This window comes from Lacticaseibacillus salsurae (assembly GCF_045862175.1).
In the GTDB taxonomy this organism is placed as follows: Bacteria; Bacillota; Bacilli; order Lactobacillales; family Lactobacillaceae; genus Lacticaseibacillus; species Lacticaseibacillus salsurae.
The window spans coordinates 20,110-36,691 of sequence record NZ_BAAFZI010000005.1 but is presented as its reverse complement, the minus strand read 5'-3'; the positions used below and the strand labels follow the sequence as shown (position 1 = coordinate 36,691).

Annotated in this window: 18 protein-coding genes, 1 other RNA gene and 1 other annotated feature; of the genes, 1 reads left to right on the top strand and 18 read right to left on the bottom strand. The window is 47.8% G+C overall.

The features are described 5' to 3' along the window. Positions 1-38: 38 nt before the first annotated feature. The 8 genes from ACKTSG_RS03190 to ACKTSG_RS03155 form a co-directional block, all read right to left on the bottom strand. Positions 39-299 carry a YaaL family protein gene (locus ACKTSG_RS03190; protein ID WP_407891882.1) on the bottom strand — a complete coding sequence of 87 codons (261 nt, stop codon included), beginning with the start codon at positions 297-299 and terminating at the stop codon, positions 39-41. Between the two features lie 230 nt (positions 300-529). Next, on the bottom strand, positions 530-1,129 hold the full coding sequence (gene recR / locus ACKTSG_RS03185; protein ID WP_407891880.1) for a recombination mediator RecR: 600 nt from the start codon (positions 1,127-1,129) through the stop codon (positions 530-532). An 11-nt stretch (positions 1,130-1,140) separates the two neighbouring features. After that, positions 1,141-1,452, bottom strand: a complete 312-nt coding sequence (locus ACKTSG_RS03180) for a YbaB/EbfC family nucleoid-associated protein (protein WP_407891981.1) — start codon at positions 1,450-1,452, stop codon at positions 1,141-1,143. Positions 1,453-1,470: 18 nt separating this feature from the next. Next, positions 1,471-3,141: a DNA polymerase III subunit gamma/tau gene (gene dnaX / locus ACKTSG_RS03175; RefSeq protein ID WP_407891878.1), complete on the bottom strand. Its 1,671-nt coding sequence runs from the start codon at positions 3,139-3,141 to the stop codon at positions 1,471-1,473. Positions 3,142-3,216: 75 nt separating this feature from the next. Then, an RNA gene (gene ffs, locus ACKTSG_RS03170) (signal recognition particle sRNA small type) lies at positions 3,217-3,303 on the bottom strand. A 60-nt stretch (positions 3,304-3,363) separates the two neighbouring features. Next, positions 3,364-3,870, bottom strand: a complete 507-nt coding sequence (gene tadA, locus ACKTSG_RS03165; protein ID WP_407891979.1) for a tRNA adenosine(34) deaminase TadA — start codon at positions 3,868-3,870, stop codon at positions 3,364-3,366. 298 nt (positions 3,871-4,168) lie between these two features. Next, positions 4,169-4,495, bottom strand: a complete 327-nt coding sequence (locus tag ACKTSG_RS03160) for a tyrosine-type recombinase/integrase (RefSeq protein ID WP_407891876.1) — start codon at positions 4,493-4,495, stop codon at positions 4,169-4,171. A 203-nt stretch (positions 4,496-4,698) separates the two neighbouring features. Continuing rightward, on the bottom strand, positions 4,699-4,872 hold the full coding sequence (locus ACKTSG_RS03155) for a hypothetical protein (protein ID WP_407891874.1): 174 nt from the start codon (positions 4,870-4,872) through the stop codon (positions 4,699-4,701). A 342-nt stretch (positions 4,873-5,214) separates the two neighbouring features. Between ACKTSG_RS03155 and ACKTSG_RS03150 the strand changes: the two genes are divergently transcribed. After that, a complete protein-coding gene (locus ACKTSG_RS03150) occupies positions 5,215-6,036 on the top strand; it encodes a PucR family transcriptional regulator (RefSeq protein WP_407891872.1) in 822 nt (273 codons plus the stop codon). A gap of 65 nt (positions 6,037-6,101) precedes the next feature. On the opposite strand, the gene ACKTSG_RS03145 is transcribed toward ACKTSG_RS03150, so the two are convergent. The 10 genes from ACKTSG_RS03145 to ACKTSG_RS03100 form a co-directional block, all read right to left on the bottom strand. Further along, complete coding sequence (locus ACKTSG_RS03145) at positions 6,102-6,698, bottom strand: class I SAM-dependent methyltransferase (RefSeq protein ID WP_407891870.1); 597 nt, start codon at positions 6,696-6,698, stop codon at positions 6,102-6,104. Positions 6,699-6,838: 140 nt separating this feature from the next. Continuing rightward, on the bottom strand, positions 6,839-7,207 hold the full coding sequence (rplL, locus tag ACKTSG_RS03140; protein ID WP_407891868.1) for a 50S ribosomal protein L7/L12: 369 nt from the start codon (positions 7,205-7,207) through the stop codon (positions 6,839-6,841). 48 nt (positions 7,208-7,255) lie between these two features. After that, positions 7,256-7,762: a 50S ribosomal protein L10 gene (gene rplJ / locus ACKTSG_RS03135; protein WP_407891866.1), complete on the bottom strand. Its 507-nt coding sequence runs from the start codon at positions 7,760-7,762 to the stop codon at positions 7,256-7,258. 30 nt (positions 7,763-7,792) lie between these two features. Further along, positions 7,793-7,912: a sequence feature (ribosomal protein L10 leader region), on the bottom strand. A gap of 48 nt (positions 7,913-7,960) precedes the next feature. Continuing rightward, a complete protein-coding gene (locus ACKTSG_RS03130; RefSeq protein ID WP_407891864.1) occupies positions 7,961-8,569 on the bottom strand; it encodes a WxL domain-containing protein in 609 nt (202 codons plus the stop codon). A gap of 196 nt (positions 8,570-8,765) precedes the next feature. Then, positions 8,766-9,362: a WxL domain-containing protein gene (locus ACKTSG_RS03125; RefSeq protein ID WP_407891862.1), complete on the bottom strand. Its 597-nt coding sequence runs from the start codon at positions 9,360-9,362 to the stop codon at positions 8,766-8,768. Positions 9,363-9,649: 287 nt separating this feature from the next. Continuing rightward, positions 9,650-12,415, bottom strand: a complete 2,766-nt coding sequence (locus ACKTSG_RS03120; protein ID WP_407891860.1) for a hypothetical protein — start codon at positions 12,413-12,415, stop codon at positions 9,650-9,652. Between the two features lie 41 nt (positions 12,416-12,456). After that, positions 12,457-13,509 carry a WxLIP family cell surface protein gene (locus tag ACKTSG_RS03115; protein ID WP_407891858.1) on the bottom strand — a complete coding sequence of 351 codons (1,053 nt, stop codon included), beginning with the start codon at positions 13,507-13,509 and terminating at the stop codon, positions 12,457-12,459. Between the two features lie 178 nt (positions 13,510-13,687). Further along, entirely contained in the window at positions 13,688-14,338 is a 651-nt protein-coding gene (locus tag ACKTSG_RS03110; RefSeq protein ID WP_407891857.1) for a WxL domain-containing protein, read from the bottom strand. Between the two features lie 660 nt (positions 14,339-14,998). Continuing rightward, on the bottom strand, positions 14,999-15,658 hold the full coding sequence (locus tag ACKTSG_RS03105; protein WP_407891855.1) for an EAL domain-containing protein: 660 nt from the start codon (positions 15,656-15,658) through the stop codon (positions 14,999-15,001). 419 nt (positions 15,659-16,077) lie between these two features. Continuing rightward, entirely contained in the window at positions 16,078-16,539 is a 462-nt protein-coding gene (locus ACKTSG_RS03100) for a hypothetical protein (protein ID WP_407891853.1), read from the bottom strand. Positions 16,540-16,582 lie beyond the last annotated feature (43 nt).

Here is a 16,582-nt window from a genome sequence, read left to right as displayed (position 1 = left end):
GATTAACAGCAAAAAGCGTCCGGTTTCCCGCACGCCTTTTACAAGTTCGCTTGGTGTAATTGTTCTGCGGCCATTTCTTGAACCAAGTCGCCGGACACTTGCCGCACCCGCGCTTCACGATACAAAAAGTCAAACAAGCCGGCTTGGAGCGCATATTGCGAGCGCGATACCGCATCGACTTCGCGGAATGTCGCCATCAACTTGCGCTCATGCGTCATTTGGTCGCGCACCCGATACACCGTCGTCATCAATTCACGATCGGCTTCAGTTTTCAATTGAGGTTTCTTTTTGAAAAACATCTTGGTGCCTCCAAATTTTTGTGGGTCTATCCAGTGGCAGTGAAAACAAGTGAGACGCCGTTTTGTGGCGGCTCGCGCAGTTTTCACCGGCAGATCTTGAAACAAAGCGAATTTCTTTGGTTCAAGATCTAGGCGAAAGCGCCTCGAACGGTTTGGGTTCGAGTGCTGCAGCCGGCCGCACGACAACTTATCCAATTCACCGTAGTCATGCCTGACCATCTAATCGGCATTTAGATCTCAGTACGCCCTTCAACGGCTTTTAATAACGTCATTTCATCAGCGTATTCGATATCAGAGCCAACCGCCAAGCCATGGGCCAAGCGGGTAACTTTGATTTTGGCTGGCTTGATCAAGCGCGCCAAATATTGGGCTGTGGCTTCCCCTTCAGGCGTGGCATTGGTTGCCACGATCACTTCTTGCACTGCAGTATTGTGCTGCAGGCGCTTGATCAACGACTCAATGTTCAAGTCTTCTGGTCCGCGGCCTTCGATCGGACTTAAGACGCCGTGTAGCACATGATACAGCCCATGATACTCGTTGGTGCGATCAAAAGACATCACATCTTTAGGCTGTTCGACGACTAAAATCGACTTTTGATCGCGCGTGGGGTCACTACAGATCTCACACGGGTCTTGTTCCGTGATATTGCCACAGATAGTGCAATGATGCAATTTTGTTGAAGCCGAAATCAAACTGTCTGCAAAAGCTTGCACATCTGATTTGTCCATATCGATGGTGTAAAACGCCAAGCGGGTCGCCGTTTTGCTCCCAATACCTGGCAGTTTCATATAACTATCGATCAGTTTTTCAATAGGTGCCGGATATTGCATGGATCACCTCATTACATTCCTAAGCCGCGAGAATATTTACCCATTTTGGCTTGCGTTTCTTTGTCGATATCAGCCATGGCTACGTTAACGGCTTCAATGATCAGATCTTGCAACATGTCTGGGTCATCTGGATCGATGGCTTCTGGCTTGATTTGGATATCTTTGAGCTTTTTGTCACCAGAAAAAGTCACCTTGACCATGTCAGACGCAGAGCTGGCAGAAAATTCGCTTTGGTTCAGCGCTTCTTGATCTGCCATCATTTGCTTTTGCATTTTTTGCATCTGCTTCATCATACCTTGCATATTGCCCATGCCACCACGCATCATATTCAAATCCTCCTATTAATCATCAGTTACAGTAATATTATCTGCTTCGCCGAACATATCCGACAAAGCTTTCACGACTGGCGGAGTCGTAGGTTTCGCCGGCTGTTTAGCTTTAGCCGGCGCGCCATTGGTTTGCAGATATTCTTTGCGCAATGTCGGCCAAGCCGCAGATTGCACCAACACGATCTCAAATTGCTTTTGGGTCAAGCGCTGCAAGCCGTCTTTGAGTTCTGCCATCAACGCCGCATCTTGTTGGCCGCGCTCAACCAAAATATCATAGTCAAAGCTGACGATCACGCCATCAGGACTAGCTGCCACAGGTTCTGAGATCTTCATCATCGCGCGTTTAGACACCGACAACATGCTCAACAGATCTGGCCAAACATCTTTAAGCGCCTCAAGATCTTTGCGCGTCGCCTTGCCTAAGATCAGATAGATCTTGGCTAAGTTTGGCTTATAGCCGCCTGTTTGATGACGCTTGACCGGCTTGGCAACACCGGTTTGTTGCAGCGTGGCAACGGTTTGCTGCAGGTGCTGCACTTGTTGTTCCAACGCCGTCACGTCAGCGCTTGGTGCTTGAGGCGTTGCTACAGGCTTTGCCACAGTCGCTTCACCTAAGCGCACAGTGGCCACTTCCAAATAGATCGTGGGATGATTGGTCAAGCGCAATTGACCAGATGTGTCATTCAATATCGAGATCATTTGCGCCAAGCGTTCTACGTCAAACGCTTGTGCCAACGGCTTAAAATGCGCATCGATCAATTCAGTTTCTGTCGCCGCCAAAAGCGATGGGGCTTGTTGATACACCATTAAGTCGCGCAGATACGAGATCAAGTCTTCGATCAATCTCCCGGCGTCTTTGCCAGCAGCCAACAAGCTTTCCACGGTGGTCAAGGCTTTGGCCACATCATGATCATGGACCGCTTGTAAGTACTCGCCAAGTTGTGCCGTCGCCACTCCACCAGTCACATCTAAGGCATTTTCTACGGTGACGTGGTTTTGGCCAAATGACAACACTTGGTCCAAAATCGACAACGCGTCGCGCATCCCGCCTTCTGCCGCACGCGCGATCACTGCTAAAGCATGATCATCATAGGTGATCTGCTTGTCAGCCAGCACGGTTTCTAAGCGGCCAACAATGTCTTCTGTGGTGATGCGGCGAAAATCAAAGCGCTGAGTCCGCGAAATAATCGTGGCAGGAATTTTTTGCGGCTCAGTGGTGGCCAAAATGAACACCACATGCGCCGGTGGTTCTTCTAGCGTTTTCAACAACGCGTTGAACGCGCCAGTGGATAACATATGCACTTCATCGATAATGTAAACTTTAACGCGCGCCATGGTCGGCGCATATTTGGCTTTATCGCGGATGTCGCGGATCTCATCGACGCCGTTATTGGACGCGGCATCGATTTCGATCACATCGGTCATTGACCCATTGGTGATCGCTTGGCAGATCTCGCAGGTGTTGTCCGGTTCGCCATCTTGCAAATGCAAACAGTTCAACGCCTTGGCCAAAATTTTAGCAACAGAAGTCTTCCCTGTGCCCCGCGGCCCGCAAAACAAGTAAGCGTGGCTAGTTTGACCGCTGATCAACGCGTTTTTCAGCGTTTGGGTGACCGCATTTTGGCCGATCACATCGCCAAAAGTTTGCGGGCGCCAGACCCGGTACAATGCTTGATAGCTCACTGGCAACCATCCTTTCCATAATCATTATTCTACCATTGAAAAAGGCCACCTGGGTAGGTGACCTGTAATTAGCTTAAAAACTTAAGGCACATGACTGACGATCCTTAGTGCTGCTTCCTTCCGGACCTGACACGATTCGAAAAGCTGCCATTGCCTCAAGGCCTTTCGGCAAGAAATATTATACCGCACTCCAGGAGATTTGACCAGACCCATGTGGCGCACTTACGCCTGTTGTGCTGATTGCTTTTTGGCGAGTTTTTGGGCTTTGCGCTTTTTGCGGATCGCTTGGAAAAAGCTTTTGAGCAATTGTGCGGCTTGTGCTTCGTCAACGCCTGATACCACTTGTACTTGATGATTGAAACGCGAATCTGTTAATAAGTTGCCTAGTGACCCTGCCACGCCGGCTTTCGGGTCTTTGGCGCCGTAATAACAAGTGCGAATGCGACTGTTGATCATGGCCCCGGCGCACATTGGACAAGGCTCCAACGTGACATACAAATCGCAATCTTCCAAGCGCCAAGAGCCTAACGTCATGCACGCTTCTTGGATCGCTAAAATTTCGGCATGTAGCGTACTATCTTGGCTATGTTCGCGCAAATTATGCCCACGGCCGATGATCTGCCCATCATGCACCACGACCGCCCCGATCGGCACTTCGCCAATGGTCATGGCGTCATGGGCTTCAAGTAATGCTTCTTGCATGTAATCCGTCATGTTACCTCCATACATTGCGGTCATAAACGGCTGCTTTGATGTACCTGATCAAAATGATAGAAATGCTTCAACTGCGCGTCTTACAGCTGTCGACGACTAGATCTGATCTCACGATTGCATAGCCATCAGATACAACTTGGCGCGATATGACGCCAACAAAGACCAGTCGCGCGAGATATCTGCCATTGTGTTACACTGATTGTAACACACAGGTATTTTACAAATGCCTCAACCATGCGGGCTACACGACTTCAAGCTAGCTAAAATCTCCAAAACGTGAAGTAATTCGTGAAGTTTTCTCCTGAAAACCGTCTTAATCCACTTTTCTAAGATAAGCAGCAGCCGCAGAAGCTGCATCTCGAATCTGGCTGGGCGTTGTATGAGTATAAACCATTTCCTCAGTCGTTGCATCCGCGTGCCCCGTGATTGCCGTACGCGTCTTTAGCTCGGCACCATCCGCAGCAAGAACAGTTGACCAAGTATGACGTAAGCCATGCGCAGAGATTACATGGCCAACACCACATAACTTCTGCATACGCTTGAAGCCGCCGTTAATCGTAGACGGGATAGCAAACGTATTTTTTTGCGTTGGAAACACGAGCCGCTTTGGCTGAATGGCATTGATTCCATCCGCAAGCATGGCTTGTATCTGAGCAACATGCCAGTGGCGTTACATGCTCATGGTCGCTGCATCCATAGGAACAGACCAAATCTAAAATTTGAAAACTGGATAAAACGAACATAACCAATCCCCAAAACAACAGTACATCAGCATTAGATCAACATTGACGGACATAAAAAGGGTGCACCATAAGATAAAAACATCCACGTAGTTGTGGATGCTTACTTTGAATGATAGCTAATTTCATTGACATCATCAATCGTAATCGAGATGGTATCCCAGTCATCAGGACCATCTCCCACGTCTGCTAGAAAGTGAGTGGAATCAAGCACCTCAACAATGGCGGCTTCGCGTCCGTCCTTTAATAACACCACATCGAACTCGTGAATTTCCATCTCGACTGCCTCCCTCATTCATGATTACTGTTTCTAGCCTTAAAATACGTCAATTAATGGAATAATACCATCCCCAGTGGGGCATCACCACGCACAAAAAAATACACCACCAAGAACGGCAGCGCCCTAGTCCACACGCGGGATCATAGCTATTTTTTTAGTGAAGTTTTTCGGGAAGTAATTCGTGAAGTTTTGCCATTTCGCCAGTAGAGCTCAGAGTAGAGCCCCACGAACACAAACCGCATTATACCGGCTTTGCAATTACCTCAGTAGAGCTCAGTAGAGCCACATAACTCCGGTTGTGTTACACTGATTGTAAGCGATTCACAAGGAGAAATGTCAATGGCTTCACTACAGTCTGTTCTCGAACAATATTTTACAGTTTATCATACCCCGCCGTTTCCTGCTGATGCCTGTGAGCTGATTGTTGACGGCATGCCGATGGCGGTAGGTGGCGATCTCAGTCAACGCGAAGTGGCCTTGTTAAAAACGCTCGCCCCACAACCTGCCAGTCGCAACCCTTGGGCGCAGTTTCTAGTGGGTTCCGGTTCGATTCCCACAAACGGGGTGGTGCGCTTGATTCAATTCAACACCGCCGAAGCCCCGAATCAACCTGCGTTATGGTTAGATGCCTTGTTGAGCTTATTGATGCCCGATGTCACCGGCTTTTGGCTGACGCCAACGCATGCCGTGGTGGTGGAGCCACAAACTGCCACGCCACTGGATGAGCCTGGGTTGCTATCGATTTTAGATACGCTAGATCCGGATTTTGACACCAAAACCCGCGGCTATTTGGGCCAATTTTGGCCGGTGAATGCCCAACTGCCAGCGATTTTTGCCGAAGAACAACGCTTAGCTGCCAACAGCGACAGGCGCTGTGCATGCTTGGCCAGCTCAGCGTTGGCGTATTACACCCATACCGCGCGGCGCGATTCACCACTGCTAGGCAGCTTGCGCGAGGTGATCACTGAAGATGCGGAAATGCGGCCAGTGATCGTCAGTTTGTATGAGCACTTAGGCAACTTGACCGCCACTGCCAAAGCCTTGTACATTCACCGCAACACCTTACAATATCGCTTGGATAAATTCCAACAAGCCACTGGGTTTTCGCTACGGCAAATGGACGACTTGGTGTTATGTTACTTGCTGGTGCAAGGCGCGTGAAGGCCTGCTAGCCAAATTTATCTCCCATTAAAAAAACCGTTGCTCACGCGAGCGACGGTTTTTGTTTAAGCTTTGGTAGCTTGTAAAATGTAATACCCTTTATCTTTTTTCACGATCTGTGCGTTACCAAAAGTTTCGACCATCAGTTTTTTAGCCGACGGGGCGCCTTGTTTCTTTTGCAAGACAGCATACAACGAGCCGCCTTGATTCAAGTGGTCAAAAGCCCCAGCCAAAATCGCCGAAACGATCGCTTTGCCGGCGCGGATCGGTGGGTTGGTGACGATCGTGTCAAAAGTACCGTCGATTTGGTCATAGACGGAGCTTTCGATGATCTGCACATTTTGGATGCCATTGGCGTCGGCATTGCGCTTGGCCAGACCCAAAGCGCGTTCATTCACGTCAGACATCACCACCTCAAGGGCAGGTTGGGCCTTGGCGAGGCTCAAGCCGATCGGTCCCCACCCGCACCCAACATCTAACAAGCGACCTTGTGGCGCCGTGTCAGCGACCACAGCGATCAAGGCGCGACTGCCGTAATCCACAGTGTGCTTTGAAAACACCCCATTGTCGGAAGTAAAATGTAAATCATGGCCTGCCAGCGTGAAATCAAAACTGTGTTCATCATGAGCAAGATCTGGATCATTGGTAAAATATTGGTTCATTGTGTTCTCCTTGTTTTGCGTCTGGCTCTAGCGTACCTTACTCCTAAACGAAAATGAAGCGTAAATTGCAGAAAAAAAGAGCCTCGCCACACCATTGCTGGTGTCACGAGGCTCTTAATTTGTTAACTGAAAGTAATGAATTACTTCAAGGTAACAGTTGCGCCAACGGCTTCAAGTTGTTCCTTGAGCTTGTTAGCTTCGTCTTCAGTAACGTCTTCTTTAACAGCAGAAGGAGCGTTATCAACAAGACCTTTGGCATCCTTCAAGCCCAAGCCAGTGATGGCACGAACTTCTTTGATAACCTTAACCTTGGCTTGGCCAGGTTCAGTTAATTCAACAGTGAAGGAATCCTTGGCTGCAGCAGCGTCGCCGCCAGCTGCACCAGCAGCTGCGACAGGGGCAGCAGCGGTAACACCAAATTCTTCTTCGATTGCTTTAACGAGATCGTTGAGTTCCAAGATAGAAGCGTCTTTGATCTGGTCGATGATTGCTTGAGTATCTAAAGCCATGATTGTTTCCTCCAATTTATTGGGTTTTATGCAGCTAGGCTGCGAGTATTAAGCGGCTGGTTCTTCGTCCTTTGCTTCGGCAACGGCCTTGACGGCGTATGCGACGTTGCGGACAGGCGCTTGCAATACGGAAAGCAACATGGAAAGCATGCCATCGCGGTCTGGTAACTTGGCAAGTTCCAAGATTTGGTCCAGAGTTGCGACTTTGCCTTCGATGAAGCCACCTTTGATTTCAAGGGCGTCGTATTGGTCAGCGTACTTTGCCATGATGCGGGCTGCGGCAACAGCATCTTCGTTAGAAAATGCGATCGCTGTAGGGCCTTTGAAGATATCGTCCAAGCCTTCATAGCCGGAAATATCAGCAGCACGACGCAAGTAAGTGTTCTTGAGAACTTCCATTTTGACACCGGCGTCACGTAATTCTTTACGAAGTGCGGTCACCTCATCAACGGTCAAGCCACGGTAGTTCACAACAACAGCGCTAGTAGCAGCCTCAAACTGCTTGACGATCTTGTCAACAGCTTCGGCCTTTTTTGCGAGAATTGCTTCACTCATTTGATTCACCTCCTGTAGTTTGGTTGAAGTTTTTGCAATAAAAAAACTCCATGTCCACCAAGACATAGAGGTATCTAACGATCTGATACCACCTCGGCAGGATATTAAGGCTTGCGCCACCTGAGTCTTAGGTAGAGTGAATTAACACAAAAAGCATCGTACCATGCGGCCGATGCTTTCGTCAAGTGATTTCTGAAATTACTGCGGCGCGTTACTCAAGGTCCATGTCAAATCGGCTTTATAGTCGCCTTGCACGTTACCTGCAGGGACATTCAAGCTGGCGCCAAATTTGCTGAACCACATCCCCACGCCTAACGTGGAATATTGCGTGGTATCCAACTTGTCCCGATCTGCCACCAAAATGGTTTTGGCTGAGCCGTCTGCGGCGATCGTCACATCGGCACCAGTTGGCGCTTGGCTCACGACGCCACCTGATGCAGTGACTTGGGTGTTGGTCAAAGACAAGGACGCACCTTTCAACGTCCGAGTCCCATTGCTGAAGGCACCGACTTTAAGTTGCACGGCCCAATTTGTATCTTGGCCAGCATTTAACACGGAAAGCCATGGCGACACACTAGTTGCTGGGTAACTGTCTCCCTTCGCCGTGATCTGGGCGGTGCCAAAGTTGATATTTGGGGCCTCTTCGATCAACAGATCCCCTGCCGTCAACGTGATGCCGGCATTGGTTTTCGCGTCACTGCGCATTGGGGTCACAGTAGGTTTGCTTTCATCGGCAAAAACCGGTTGGGCAGTTGCAACGCTGACGCCGATCAGTGCCAAGCTGAAAACCATTAACTTTTTAAACAACTGCCCAACCTCCTTTTCTTGATTTTGATAAAAAAACCCGCCACAGCAGACAATTATGTCCCTGCAGACGGGTCGTCCTGATCAACATTCGATCAGGTGAGCAAATTCATTCAGTTCATCATACCTATTATAGATGATAATAAATCCAACCTGAATTTGCAATCAAAACATAGAATATTCGGGAGTGCAAAATGTGTTATTGCACGGAATTGGTCATCGACCAGTTTAGATCCGCGTTATAAGCAGCTTCCACGTTCCCTGATGGAATACGTAAGTGCACTTGAGTAGTTTGATATTGCGTGTTGTAAGTCCCGATACCGGTATTTTTAGCAGCAGTGATGATCGGTTGGGCATCCCCACCAGCAACGACTTTCGCACTGGTACTGGTTGGTGCAGCCGACACGTTGCTCGAATCCGCGGCAGTGACATGGGCTTGATCGAAAGTCATATTCGCGCCTTTGATGGACCGCGTGTTATCAGAGTTGGAAAAATCACTAGCGGCAACGGTCAACGTCCAGCCATTTGAAAAACCTGGGTTGGTGACCGTGACAGGTGCACTGACGCTTTGCGCCTCAACGTCTTGGGCCTGAGCCGTAACTTGTTGGGTCCCAAAATCGATGTTTGGCATATCTGAGATCGATACTGCGGCATCGTCAGCCATTGAAAAGCTGACCGTAGCTTGTGTGGTAGTGTCGGCGTGAACATGCGTTGGTACGGCGACAGCTAAAAGAGCGGCGGTAATAATACCACCTAAAAGCGCAAAAAGGCGCAAAGAAGCAGATTGCTTGATCATAATGATTCCCCCAAACCAATTGTGACAAGTGATGTGTGCATTATTAGTATGGTAATAGACTACCACTAATTTTTAGTCAATACTACATTTTTTATTAAAATAAATTTGTTTCATCGCAAACCGCCTAGAATTTTGAAAGCGATTTCTGATATTGAATTCGAACAGCTTTACTGTTACAGTAGGATTTCAAATTCGGCTGGTGTTGTTTAATGGCGTAAAAATTTCTTGAATTAATTTCAGCTGTGCATCAAAAAAGCACTTAGACATCGCTGCCTAAGTGCTTTGAGTTAGTTGCCTGTGTTGACCGAGTTGACCAAAGTCCAATCGACCGTCGTTTGATAAGTGTTGTGCACTGCGCCACCATTGACATTGACATGCAGATCTTTGTTGCTGTCGATCAAGATGATGTTGCCTTGACTATCAGTCTTCAACCCTGACTGGCTCGACGCAATCTGTGCGGCGACTGCTAATGACTGATCCTGTGAATCTTCACGTGAATAATCACGATACATCAAGCGCACCGGTTGATCTTTACCAGCCGAGATCGGGCTTTCTTCCTTGGCAGTCACTGACCAGTCGGTTTCTTGACGGGAGTTGTTCATCGTCAAAACCATATCATTTGACGAGTTAACATCTTGACTGGCACCATCGAGCTTGGTTGTTGGAAAATCCAAGTTGGTGGTGGCATTCATGAACTTGAATAACCCAACATTCACCGTCACCAACAGCGGCACACTGGCATGGCCGTTTTGATCAACGGCATATAGCGAAATGGTATTGACCCCCATATGCAACATTGGCTTATTGGCGTCATCCATCAGTTGCCCTTTTTGCGTTGGCGAAACTGTGCCGTCATATGCTTGAGCGGAAATGGTCGGCTTGCTAAAAGCAAGATTGAATCGCTTGGTATTGCCTGCTGCCAGCTGAATATGCTTGCCATTTTCAACAACGTTGCCAGAGGCATCCTTGCCATCGACTGCCGCAAAAATCGCCACTTGATCATCATTTGTCACTGACGAATCAGCGAAACGACCAGAGATATTGACATAGTCTTTGCCTTCGTAGGCGTCGCCGACTTGATCGGCATCGATCGTTTGCGTGTCAGGCGTCAAGGTGATGTCACTGGAAGAATTAACGCCAGTCACATTGAAGCTTGGTGCCGTTGCCATATCTGTGTGGATCGCCGTGGCAAACTTGGCGGTAGCCGCAGGGATCGTTTGATGTCCGTTGATCTGCGCATTCACTTCACCGGTCACCGTGACGGTAATGTGATTGCGCACCGGATTGCGCGTTAACCCTTTGGCATCAGTCACGGCTACTTGACCAGCGGCGATATCTGCTGAAGTGTAATCCTTCGAAAATAGCACATTTCCAGCATCGTCAGTGGTTGCCACATGAAAAACCGTTGTGGCTGTGCCAGAATTTTGCTTGTACTCCAGCAATTGCGGCATGCTTAGTTTGGCGTAGATTGGGCCATTCCAATCGATCACACTTTGTTTGGCATCGTAATCAAGCTTGAACGTATACCCAATGTCGTCGCCGGTGAACACATGCGCATTGGCGATCAAAGGTTGCCCGACTTCGGTTAAGTTGCGGATCGTGCCTTGGGTGCTGGTAATGATCCCCGGTTTGATCGTGAAGGATGGGTTTGAGCCAGCTTGCGCCAAGCCACCATTGAACGCGCGCCAGTTCGTTGCGGAAACGAGTTTATCGGAAAAGACATTTTCAGCCGTCCCATTGATACTGATCGTTGCGGTTTGGTTTGCCTGCAACGGGTTACTACTGGACAACTGATACTCTAGCGTATGCGTCGCTTGATCAACAGACGCACCAGTAATGTTCTCTGACGTATGGACGTTATTGCCATAAGTCACTTTACCGATGATATCCGATTTAGAATAACCCGCCAAGTTCAATTCAGGCGGCAGTTTAGTGCGGATCGTCGCGCCTCGTAAACCATTAGGGGCATTGGTAGAGTTGTTATTGGTTACCGTGTACTGATAGCTTAACGGATCGCCACCATAGACAAAACCACCATTACCAACTTCTTTTTCGCCAGTACCATCCGCCGGCGCCGTATCCATCAGCTTTGAACTTACAGTAGCATTGATCAAAGACGAATCGGTATCCACGATCACCATATTGGCGTTACTACTTTTGTTGGCAGAGACAAACCCAATTTTAGCGGTGGTCGCATTGCCTAACTTTGCGCGATCAACATTAACGCTAGCGGTATTGGCAGACGTCGCCGTACTTTCACCAGTCACCGGATCTTCATCATCAAAAGCGTAAGTCAATGAGCCATTATTTGTACTCGTCGTTGGGGCTTTATAGGTAAATGTCACATGGATCCAGCGTCCGGTGATCACAGTGTTATTGACGGCTGCAATCACGCCTTGCAAGTTCAAGTTATCTTGCGGCTTTGAGCCTTTACCAGTGTAATGGTAAGTTTCAGCTTCACCAGGATATGCTGCCCCGATATCATAATTAACTGACTGTCCGGCATTCGTATCATAATTATCACGGTTCATGTACGTATCAAACTCAACGGCTAAGCTGTTTTGTAAAGCAGTTTCTTGAGGTTTGTAGGCAGTCGAATCTCCCCAAACACCCAACGAAGTCCCACCAATACCTTTGCCGTTCGTCCCATTGGCCGTTTGAGTACCACCATTGATCACAAAAGCCAGCCCATCATTAGCCGTGGACGGGTCAAGACCGTTGGAAGTACCCAATTCGATCCAATAAGACATCGTGGCATCATGCATTAAATCAAGCGAGTAATTGTCGTTAGTCCACAGATACGCTGGTGAACTCCCGGAATTTGCTTTAAACAGTAACGGATTATAGATCGAACTCCCTTGCTGTGCGCCCCAACCAATACCGCCAGAAGTAAACACTTGCGTCATGCCATCATTGAGGCCCCAAGGCGAATTTTGAGCCAGTGAGTTGTCGTCGGCATGGATATTTGACCCATTTGCAAAAAGCACACTGAGGGTAAGTGTAAACGCAAAGATCGCCCAGCGTAACAGATGAATTGGCGTTATTTTCTTCATTTTTAAAGCCTCCCAGTTCTGATTCACGAGATCAGAACCTGCTATTGCGCGTTTTCGTCTTCATCGTCATCTTTTTTGCGCCGCTTGAACAACAAGAACAAGATCAACAACAAAAGCAATAAGATCAAAATGCCGATCGCAATCAAGATCCACAGCAAGTAATTTGGCTTGGTCTTCTTCAATTCGACAGCCGTCTTGTTAAGTTTGTTGGCTTCTGCCGCAGTGATGGTAAAGTTCTTGGTGAAATGCCAGTGATACTTGCCACCAGACGCCCAAGCATTCAGATCCAAGGTGTAGTCGCCAGGTTGTAGCGGGTTGTTCTTGGTGCTGATTGGAAACGCAAAGTCAGAATTTGGCGCCATAGCCATATCTGACTTAGTCGTTGAAAAAATCGGGTCACTAGAACCTTGTTTAGACACTTTGGCCGTGATCTTCAACTTGCGCATCATATTTGGCTTGGTGTTTTCAAGATTGGCAGAGATATAGTTGCGATAGTTAATCTGCTTGGCATTGACGCTATGCAACGTCATGTCAGGCGCAATATTGTCATAAGTGGCATCTTCTTGTAGCGCCAACCCGATCACATAAGCGAATTTGTTGTTTAAACTCAAGCCTTTGGACTTGGTGGTAGTTTTGGTAGTATCCAGTTCGGCCACGCGCACCCCGCCTAAAGCCAACCCAGCAAAAGGCTTCGTCGGCACCGTTAATTTGATCACAGCTGCTTTTGAAGACTTGGCCGGCACTTTAATGGTAAAAGCCGATGGCGTCATCGCTTCCACATCAGCCGTTAAACTCGACGGCTTTTTGATACCGCGCTTGGAATAGTCCACGACCCCATTGGTGTTGGTGGCTGCACGGTTGACGGACACGCGGTAAGTATGTTCTGCAGTATCTGAATTTGAGATCGTCACGCCGAGATCTTGCGTGGTGCCTGGTGTGACTTTCAATGCGAAATAAGAGACGTTTTTATCAACTTGGTTCGCTGGGATCTGAGCAGACACCGAATAATGAAGGGCTTCGGCGTGAGTCGCGTGCCCTGGCACCATCAATACTGCCGCCACAATAGCAAACAGCGATAACAACAGTTTCTTCATAAAAAAGTTTCCCCCGAAATCGTTAACTGGCAAAGAAAAAGCGTCAACCCGCGCTTCTGAAGTCTTGCGAGTTCAGAAATGCTGAGGCTGACGCTCTCATGCGCATACACCATCAGTGTACCAGCCAATCTCGCAAATTGCGAATGGATCAGCCCAAGTCATATGAAATATTGAGTGATTATTGAACGGAGTCAGTCAAAGTCCAATTCAAGTTGGCACTGTAATCACCAGCAACGTTACCAGCTGGAACCTTTAACGAAGCGTCCGTAGCAGCAAAGCTTTCAGTCGTTACCCCAACACCAACTGTGCCATCAGCAGCAGTCAAAGCATTCGCGTTTTCAGCACCTGAACCATTTAAAGTAACGGCATTAGGAGTTGCAGCTTTGCTTTGGTTATCTTGTCCGTTTGAAACAGTACCAGCATTAAGCGTCAATACAGCACCTTTCAGCGTATTCTTGTCAGATGCGAACGCACTAGAAGAAACTTGGACAGTCCAGCCTTGGTCAACACCAGGGTTAGTAACTTGAAGCGCCCCAGTGATACTTTTTGACTTGTACGTGTAGCCGGTTGCTACCAACGTTTGATCACTAAAATCAATTGCAGGTGCCTGATCCAAGGTGATCCCATTCAAGCCAACCTTACTGTTTTCAACGGTAAGGTTGATCTTTGCTGTCGTGTTTGCCTTAGTCTTCGTAGGCGTTGTGTCTGTTGTTGTGTCTGTTGTTGTACCGGCTGGTTCACCAGCGGCAAACACGCTAGTCGCAGAGAAAGCGGCGGTAGCGGCAAATGCTGCAGCGGCAATGGCAGAAACAAGGGTGATCTTCTTCATGGTGATTTTCCTCCAATAAGTGCGTTTAATTGACAAAATGTTAGTGAAAAAATAAAAATGACCCGTCCTTACTGCAAGGTGATACCTCCAGTAGACGGGTCGTCCTTTTCGAGATGCGGAAAAGGTGAGCAGTTAAATTAAATTGGTATATCTAATAAATCGAATGCTTACAAATATGTAATATTCGCAATATTCGCATAAAGGTCAACCGGTTTTGAACAATTTATTCGGAAAAACTTAAGCGTTTCGCAGGGTTGATTTTAGGTGTGCCAAACAGTGATAAATAATTAAGTGATTACTGAACGTTTAAGTGCAGGTGTCTGCTGGTTATCTGGATGCTTTACGCTTTCAAAACCGACATTCGTTGTGATATCGGCGTTCTTTTGAAAAGGACAGCACCAGCTTCACCAAAATATATTTCGCTAAATCGGTATCAAAATCGTCGCAACACGATTCGCACATCTAGCAAAATCGTCAACTGGTTTCACATCAATTTCTCTTTAATTAAAGTTCAGCAATGCTAACATGCGTCGTCAATTGTAACCGCATACTTGTCTTATTCGTCATCATCCGCCAAAAAAATTGCCGATAAGAGACGAAAATCACAAATTGGTATAGTTTTTTCCAAACAAAAAGCCATCTTTCATCAGATGGCTTAAATCATGCCACTTCGATCAGCTGCGGCTTGCCATAATAGTAGCCTTGCAACACATCAGGCGCATATTCAGACACAATGTCCAGATCACTTTGATCTTCAATACCTTCAAGAGCAAAGACTTTGTGCTCTTTAGTGGCCAGATCGCGCCAAAACTTCAACCAAGGCAACGCTTCTTTGGTGGTGCCCAAGGCGCGGAAGTTTTGTAGTGCAAATTTGTACTCCGCGATATAAGGCGCTAAAGCTTCCACTAAGTCGCGATTGTTGGCGCCGGTGCCGACGTCATCCACACAAACGCGTAGCCCTGATGCCGCGTATTTTGAAGCGGCTTGGCTCAATGCTGGTAACGGCACATGATCATCTTGTTCAGTCAGCTCAACGACCAGATGCACTGGACGCTTGGCGTGTAGCTTCACTAAAGCCTCTTCAAAAGCCGGATCGATGAATTGTGCTTGGTCCAAGTTGAACGACAACAAAGGCAAATCTTCAGGCAAAGCCGCTAATGTTTGATCCAACAGCGTCACGATCTCACTGGCTTGAAACTGGCTGAAATCATCAGGCACTTGCCAGTGATCTTCATGCCACTCGCGCAATAAAAACTCGTACCCGATCAAGGTTTGAGGCTCGTCAAGGGAATATTTAGGTTGCCCGAAGAATCTGATCATAACCGGCTCACTTTCTCGTCGATCACCTTAGCTGGTTTGCGTGACCGTCGCTTTTTAGAATGATTGTGTGAAATCAATAGCTAAAATTCCACAGTTTGTGAAATAATTTCAAAGCGATCTCACGAAAAAAAGCCATCCTAGCGATGACTCATTTACAAAACTGTTGCCACTTAAGGCTCGCGTTGCACACACCTGCGATGATGGTTTGGGGGAAGATCATCGCATATCGATTTGAGAATAAAACGACCCGCCACAGCAGACCGAATTCGTCTCTGTGTGCGGGTCGTCCTCAACTGATCAAAGACCACGTTGAGGTGAGCAGATTTATTCATTTGTTCTCAAGTACAAGTTTGATTCTATCGCGCCGGTTACATATTTGCAAGACAATATCGATTTTCACAGCTAAAATCATGAAAATATCACTGATAACGAATGTGGAGCCTCTGATTTAAGCGTCGCCACTGCCACCAAGACCAAACGCCAGCAACTAGCGCCAAGCCCGCTAGCCACAACGCTCGCTGCCACATTTGATGGACTTGCAGCGCTTGCAGGAACCACACGAATTGCACCAAGTACATGAGGCGTTTCACCCAAATAAATGCTTTGGTCTCATCAGGCAAATACCGACTGGGATTTTGATCGACCAGTGCCGATACCTTAGCGTGATACCAAAACAGCAAAAACAGCCCACATACTGCCACCGCTACAGCAAACACATACCAAGTCGTATTGCCATAAACGACCACTAACCCAGCAAGGATCACCAATATACCGACCAGCGCCGCCACAAAGGCTCTGGGGATCACCTTTTGGACTTTTTGTGCTTGCGCAACGCTCATGATCTCCACGTCAAATAGCCACCAATACAACCATCGCATCATGACAGGCTTCCTCCAAGCTGATTTTGTCCAAAGCATATCAAAT

Excerpts from the sequence above, each read along its gene's own strand:
- rplJ (WP_407891866.1), bottom strand. The coding sequence starts at position 7,762 with ATGAGTGAAGCAATTCTCGCAAAAAAGGCCGAAGCTGTTGACAAGATC.
- ACKTSG_RS03155 (WP_407891874.1), bottom strand. The coding sequence starts at position 4,872 with ATGGAAATTCACGAGTTCGATGTGGTGTTATTAAAGGACGGACGCGAA.
- ACKTSG_RS03100 (WP_407891853.1), bottom strand. The coding sequence starts at position 16,539 with ATGATGCGATGGTTGTATTGGTGGCTATTTGACGTGGAGATCATGAGC.
- ACKTSG_RS03190 (WP_407891882.1), bottom strand. The coding sequence starts at position 299 with ATGTTTTTCAAAAAGAAACCTCAATTGAAAACTGAAGCCGATCGTGAA.
- ACKTSG_RS03110 (WP_407891857.1), bottom strand. The coding sequence starts at position 14,338 with ATGAAGAAGATCACCCTTGTTTCTGCCATTGCCGCTGCAGCATTTGCC.
- ACKTSG_RS03180 (WP_407891981.1), bottom strand. The coding sequence starts at position 1,452 with ATGCGTGGTGGCATGGGCAATATGCAAGGTATGATGAAGCAGATGCAA.
- rplL (WP_407891868.1), bottom strand. The coding sequence starts at position 7,207 with ATGGCTTTAGATACTCAAGCAATCATCGACCAGATCAAAGACGCTTCT.
- tadA (WP_407891979.1), bottom strand. The coding sequence starts at position 3,870 with ATGTATGGAGGTAACATGACGGATTACATGCAAGAAGCATTACTTGAA.
- ACKTSG_RS03150 (WP_407891872.1), top strand. The coding sequence starts at position 5,215 with ATGGCTTCACTACAGTCTGTTCTCGAACAATATTTTACAGTTTATCAT.
- ACKTSG_RS03115 (WP_407891858.1), bottom strand. The coding sequence starts at position 13,509 with ATGAAGAAACTGTTGTTATCGCTGTTTGCTATTGTGGCGGCAGTATTG.
- recR (WP_407891880.1), bottom strand. The coding sequence starts at position 1,129 with ATGCAATATCCGGCACCTATTGAAAAACTGATCGATAGTTATATGAAA.
- ACKTSG_RS03125 (WP_407891862.1), bottom strand. The coding sequence starts at position 9,362 with ATGATCAAGCAATCTGCTTCTTTGCGCCTTTTTGCGCTTTTAGGTGGT.
- ACKTSG_RS03105 (WP_407891855.1), bottom strand. The coding sequence starts at position 15,658 with ATGATCAGATTCTTCGGGCAACCTAAATATTCCCTTGACGAGCCTCAA.
- ACKTSG_RS03120 (WP_407891860.1), bottom strand. The coding sequence starts at position 12,415 with ATGAAGAAAATAACGCCAATTCATCTGTTACGCTGGGCGATCTTTGCG.
- ACKTSG_RS03145 (WP_407891870.1), bottom strand. The coding sequence starts at position 6,698 with ATGAACCAATATTTTACCAATGATCCAGATCTTGCTCATGATGAACAC.
- ACKTSG_RS03160 (WP_407891876.1), bottom strand. The coding sequence starts at position 4,495 with ATGCTTGCGGATGGAATCAATGCCATTCAGCCAAAGCGGCTCGTGTTT.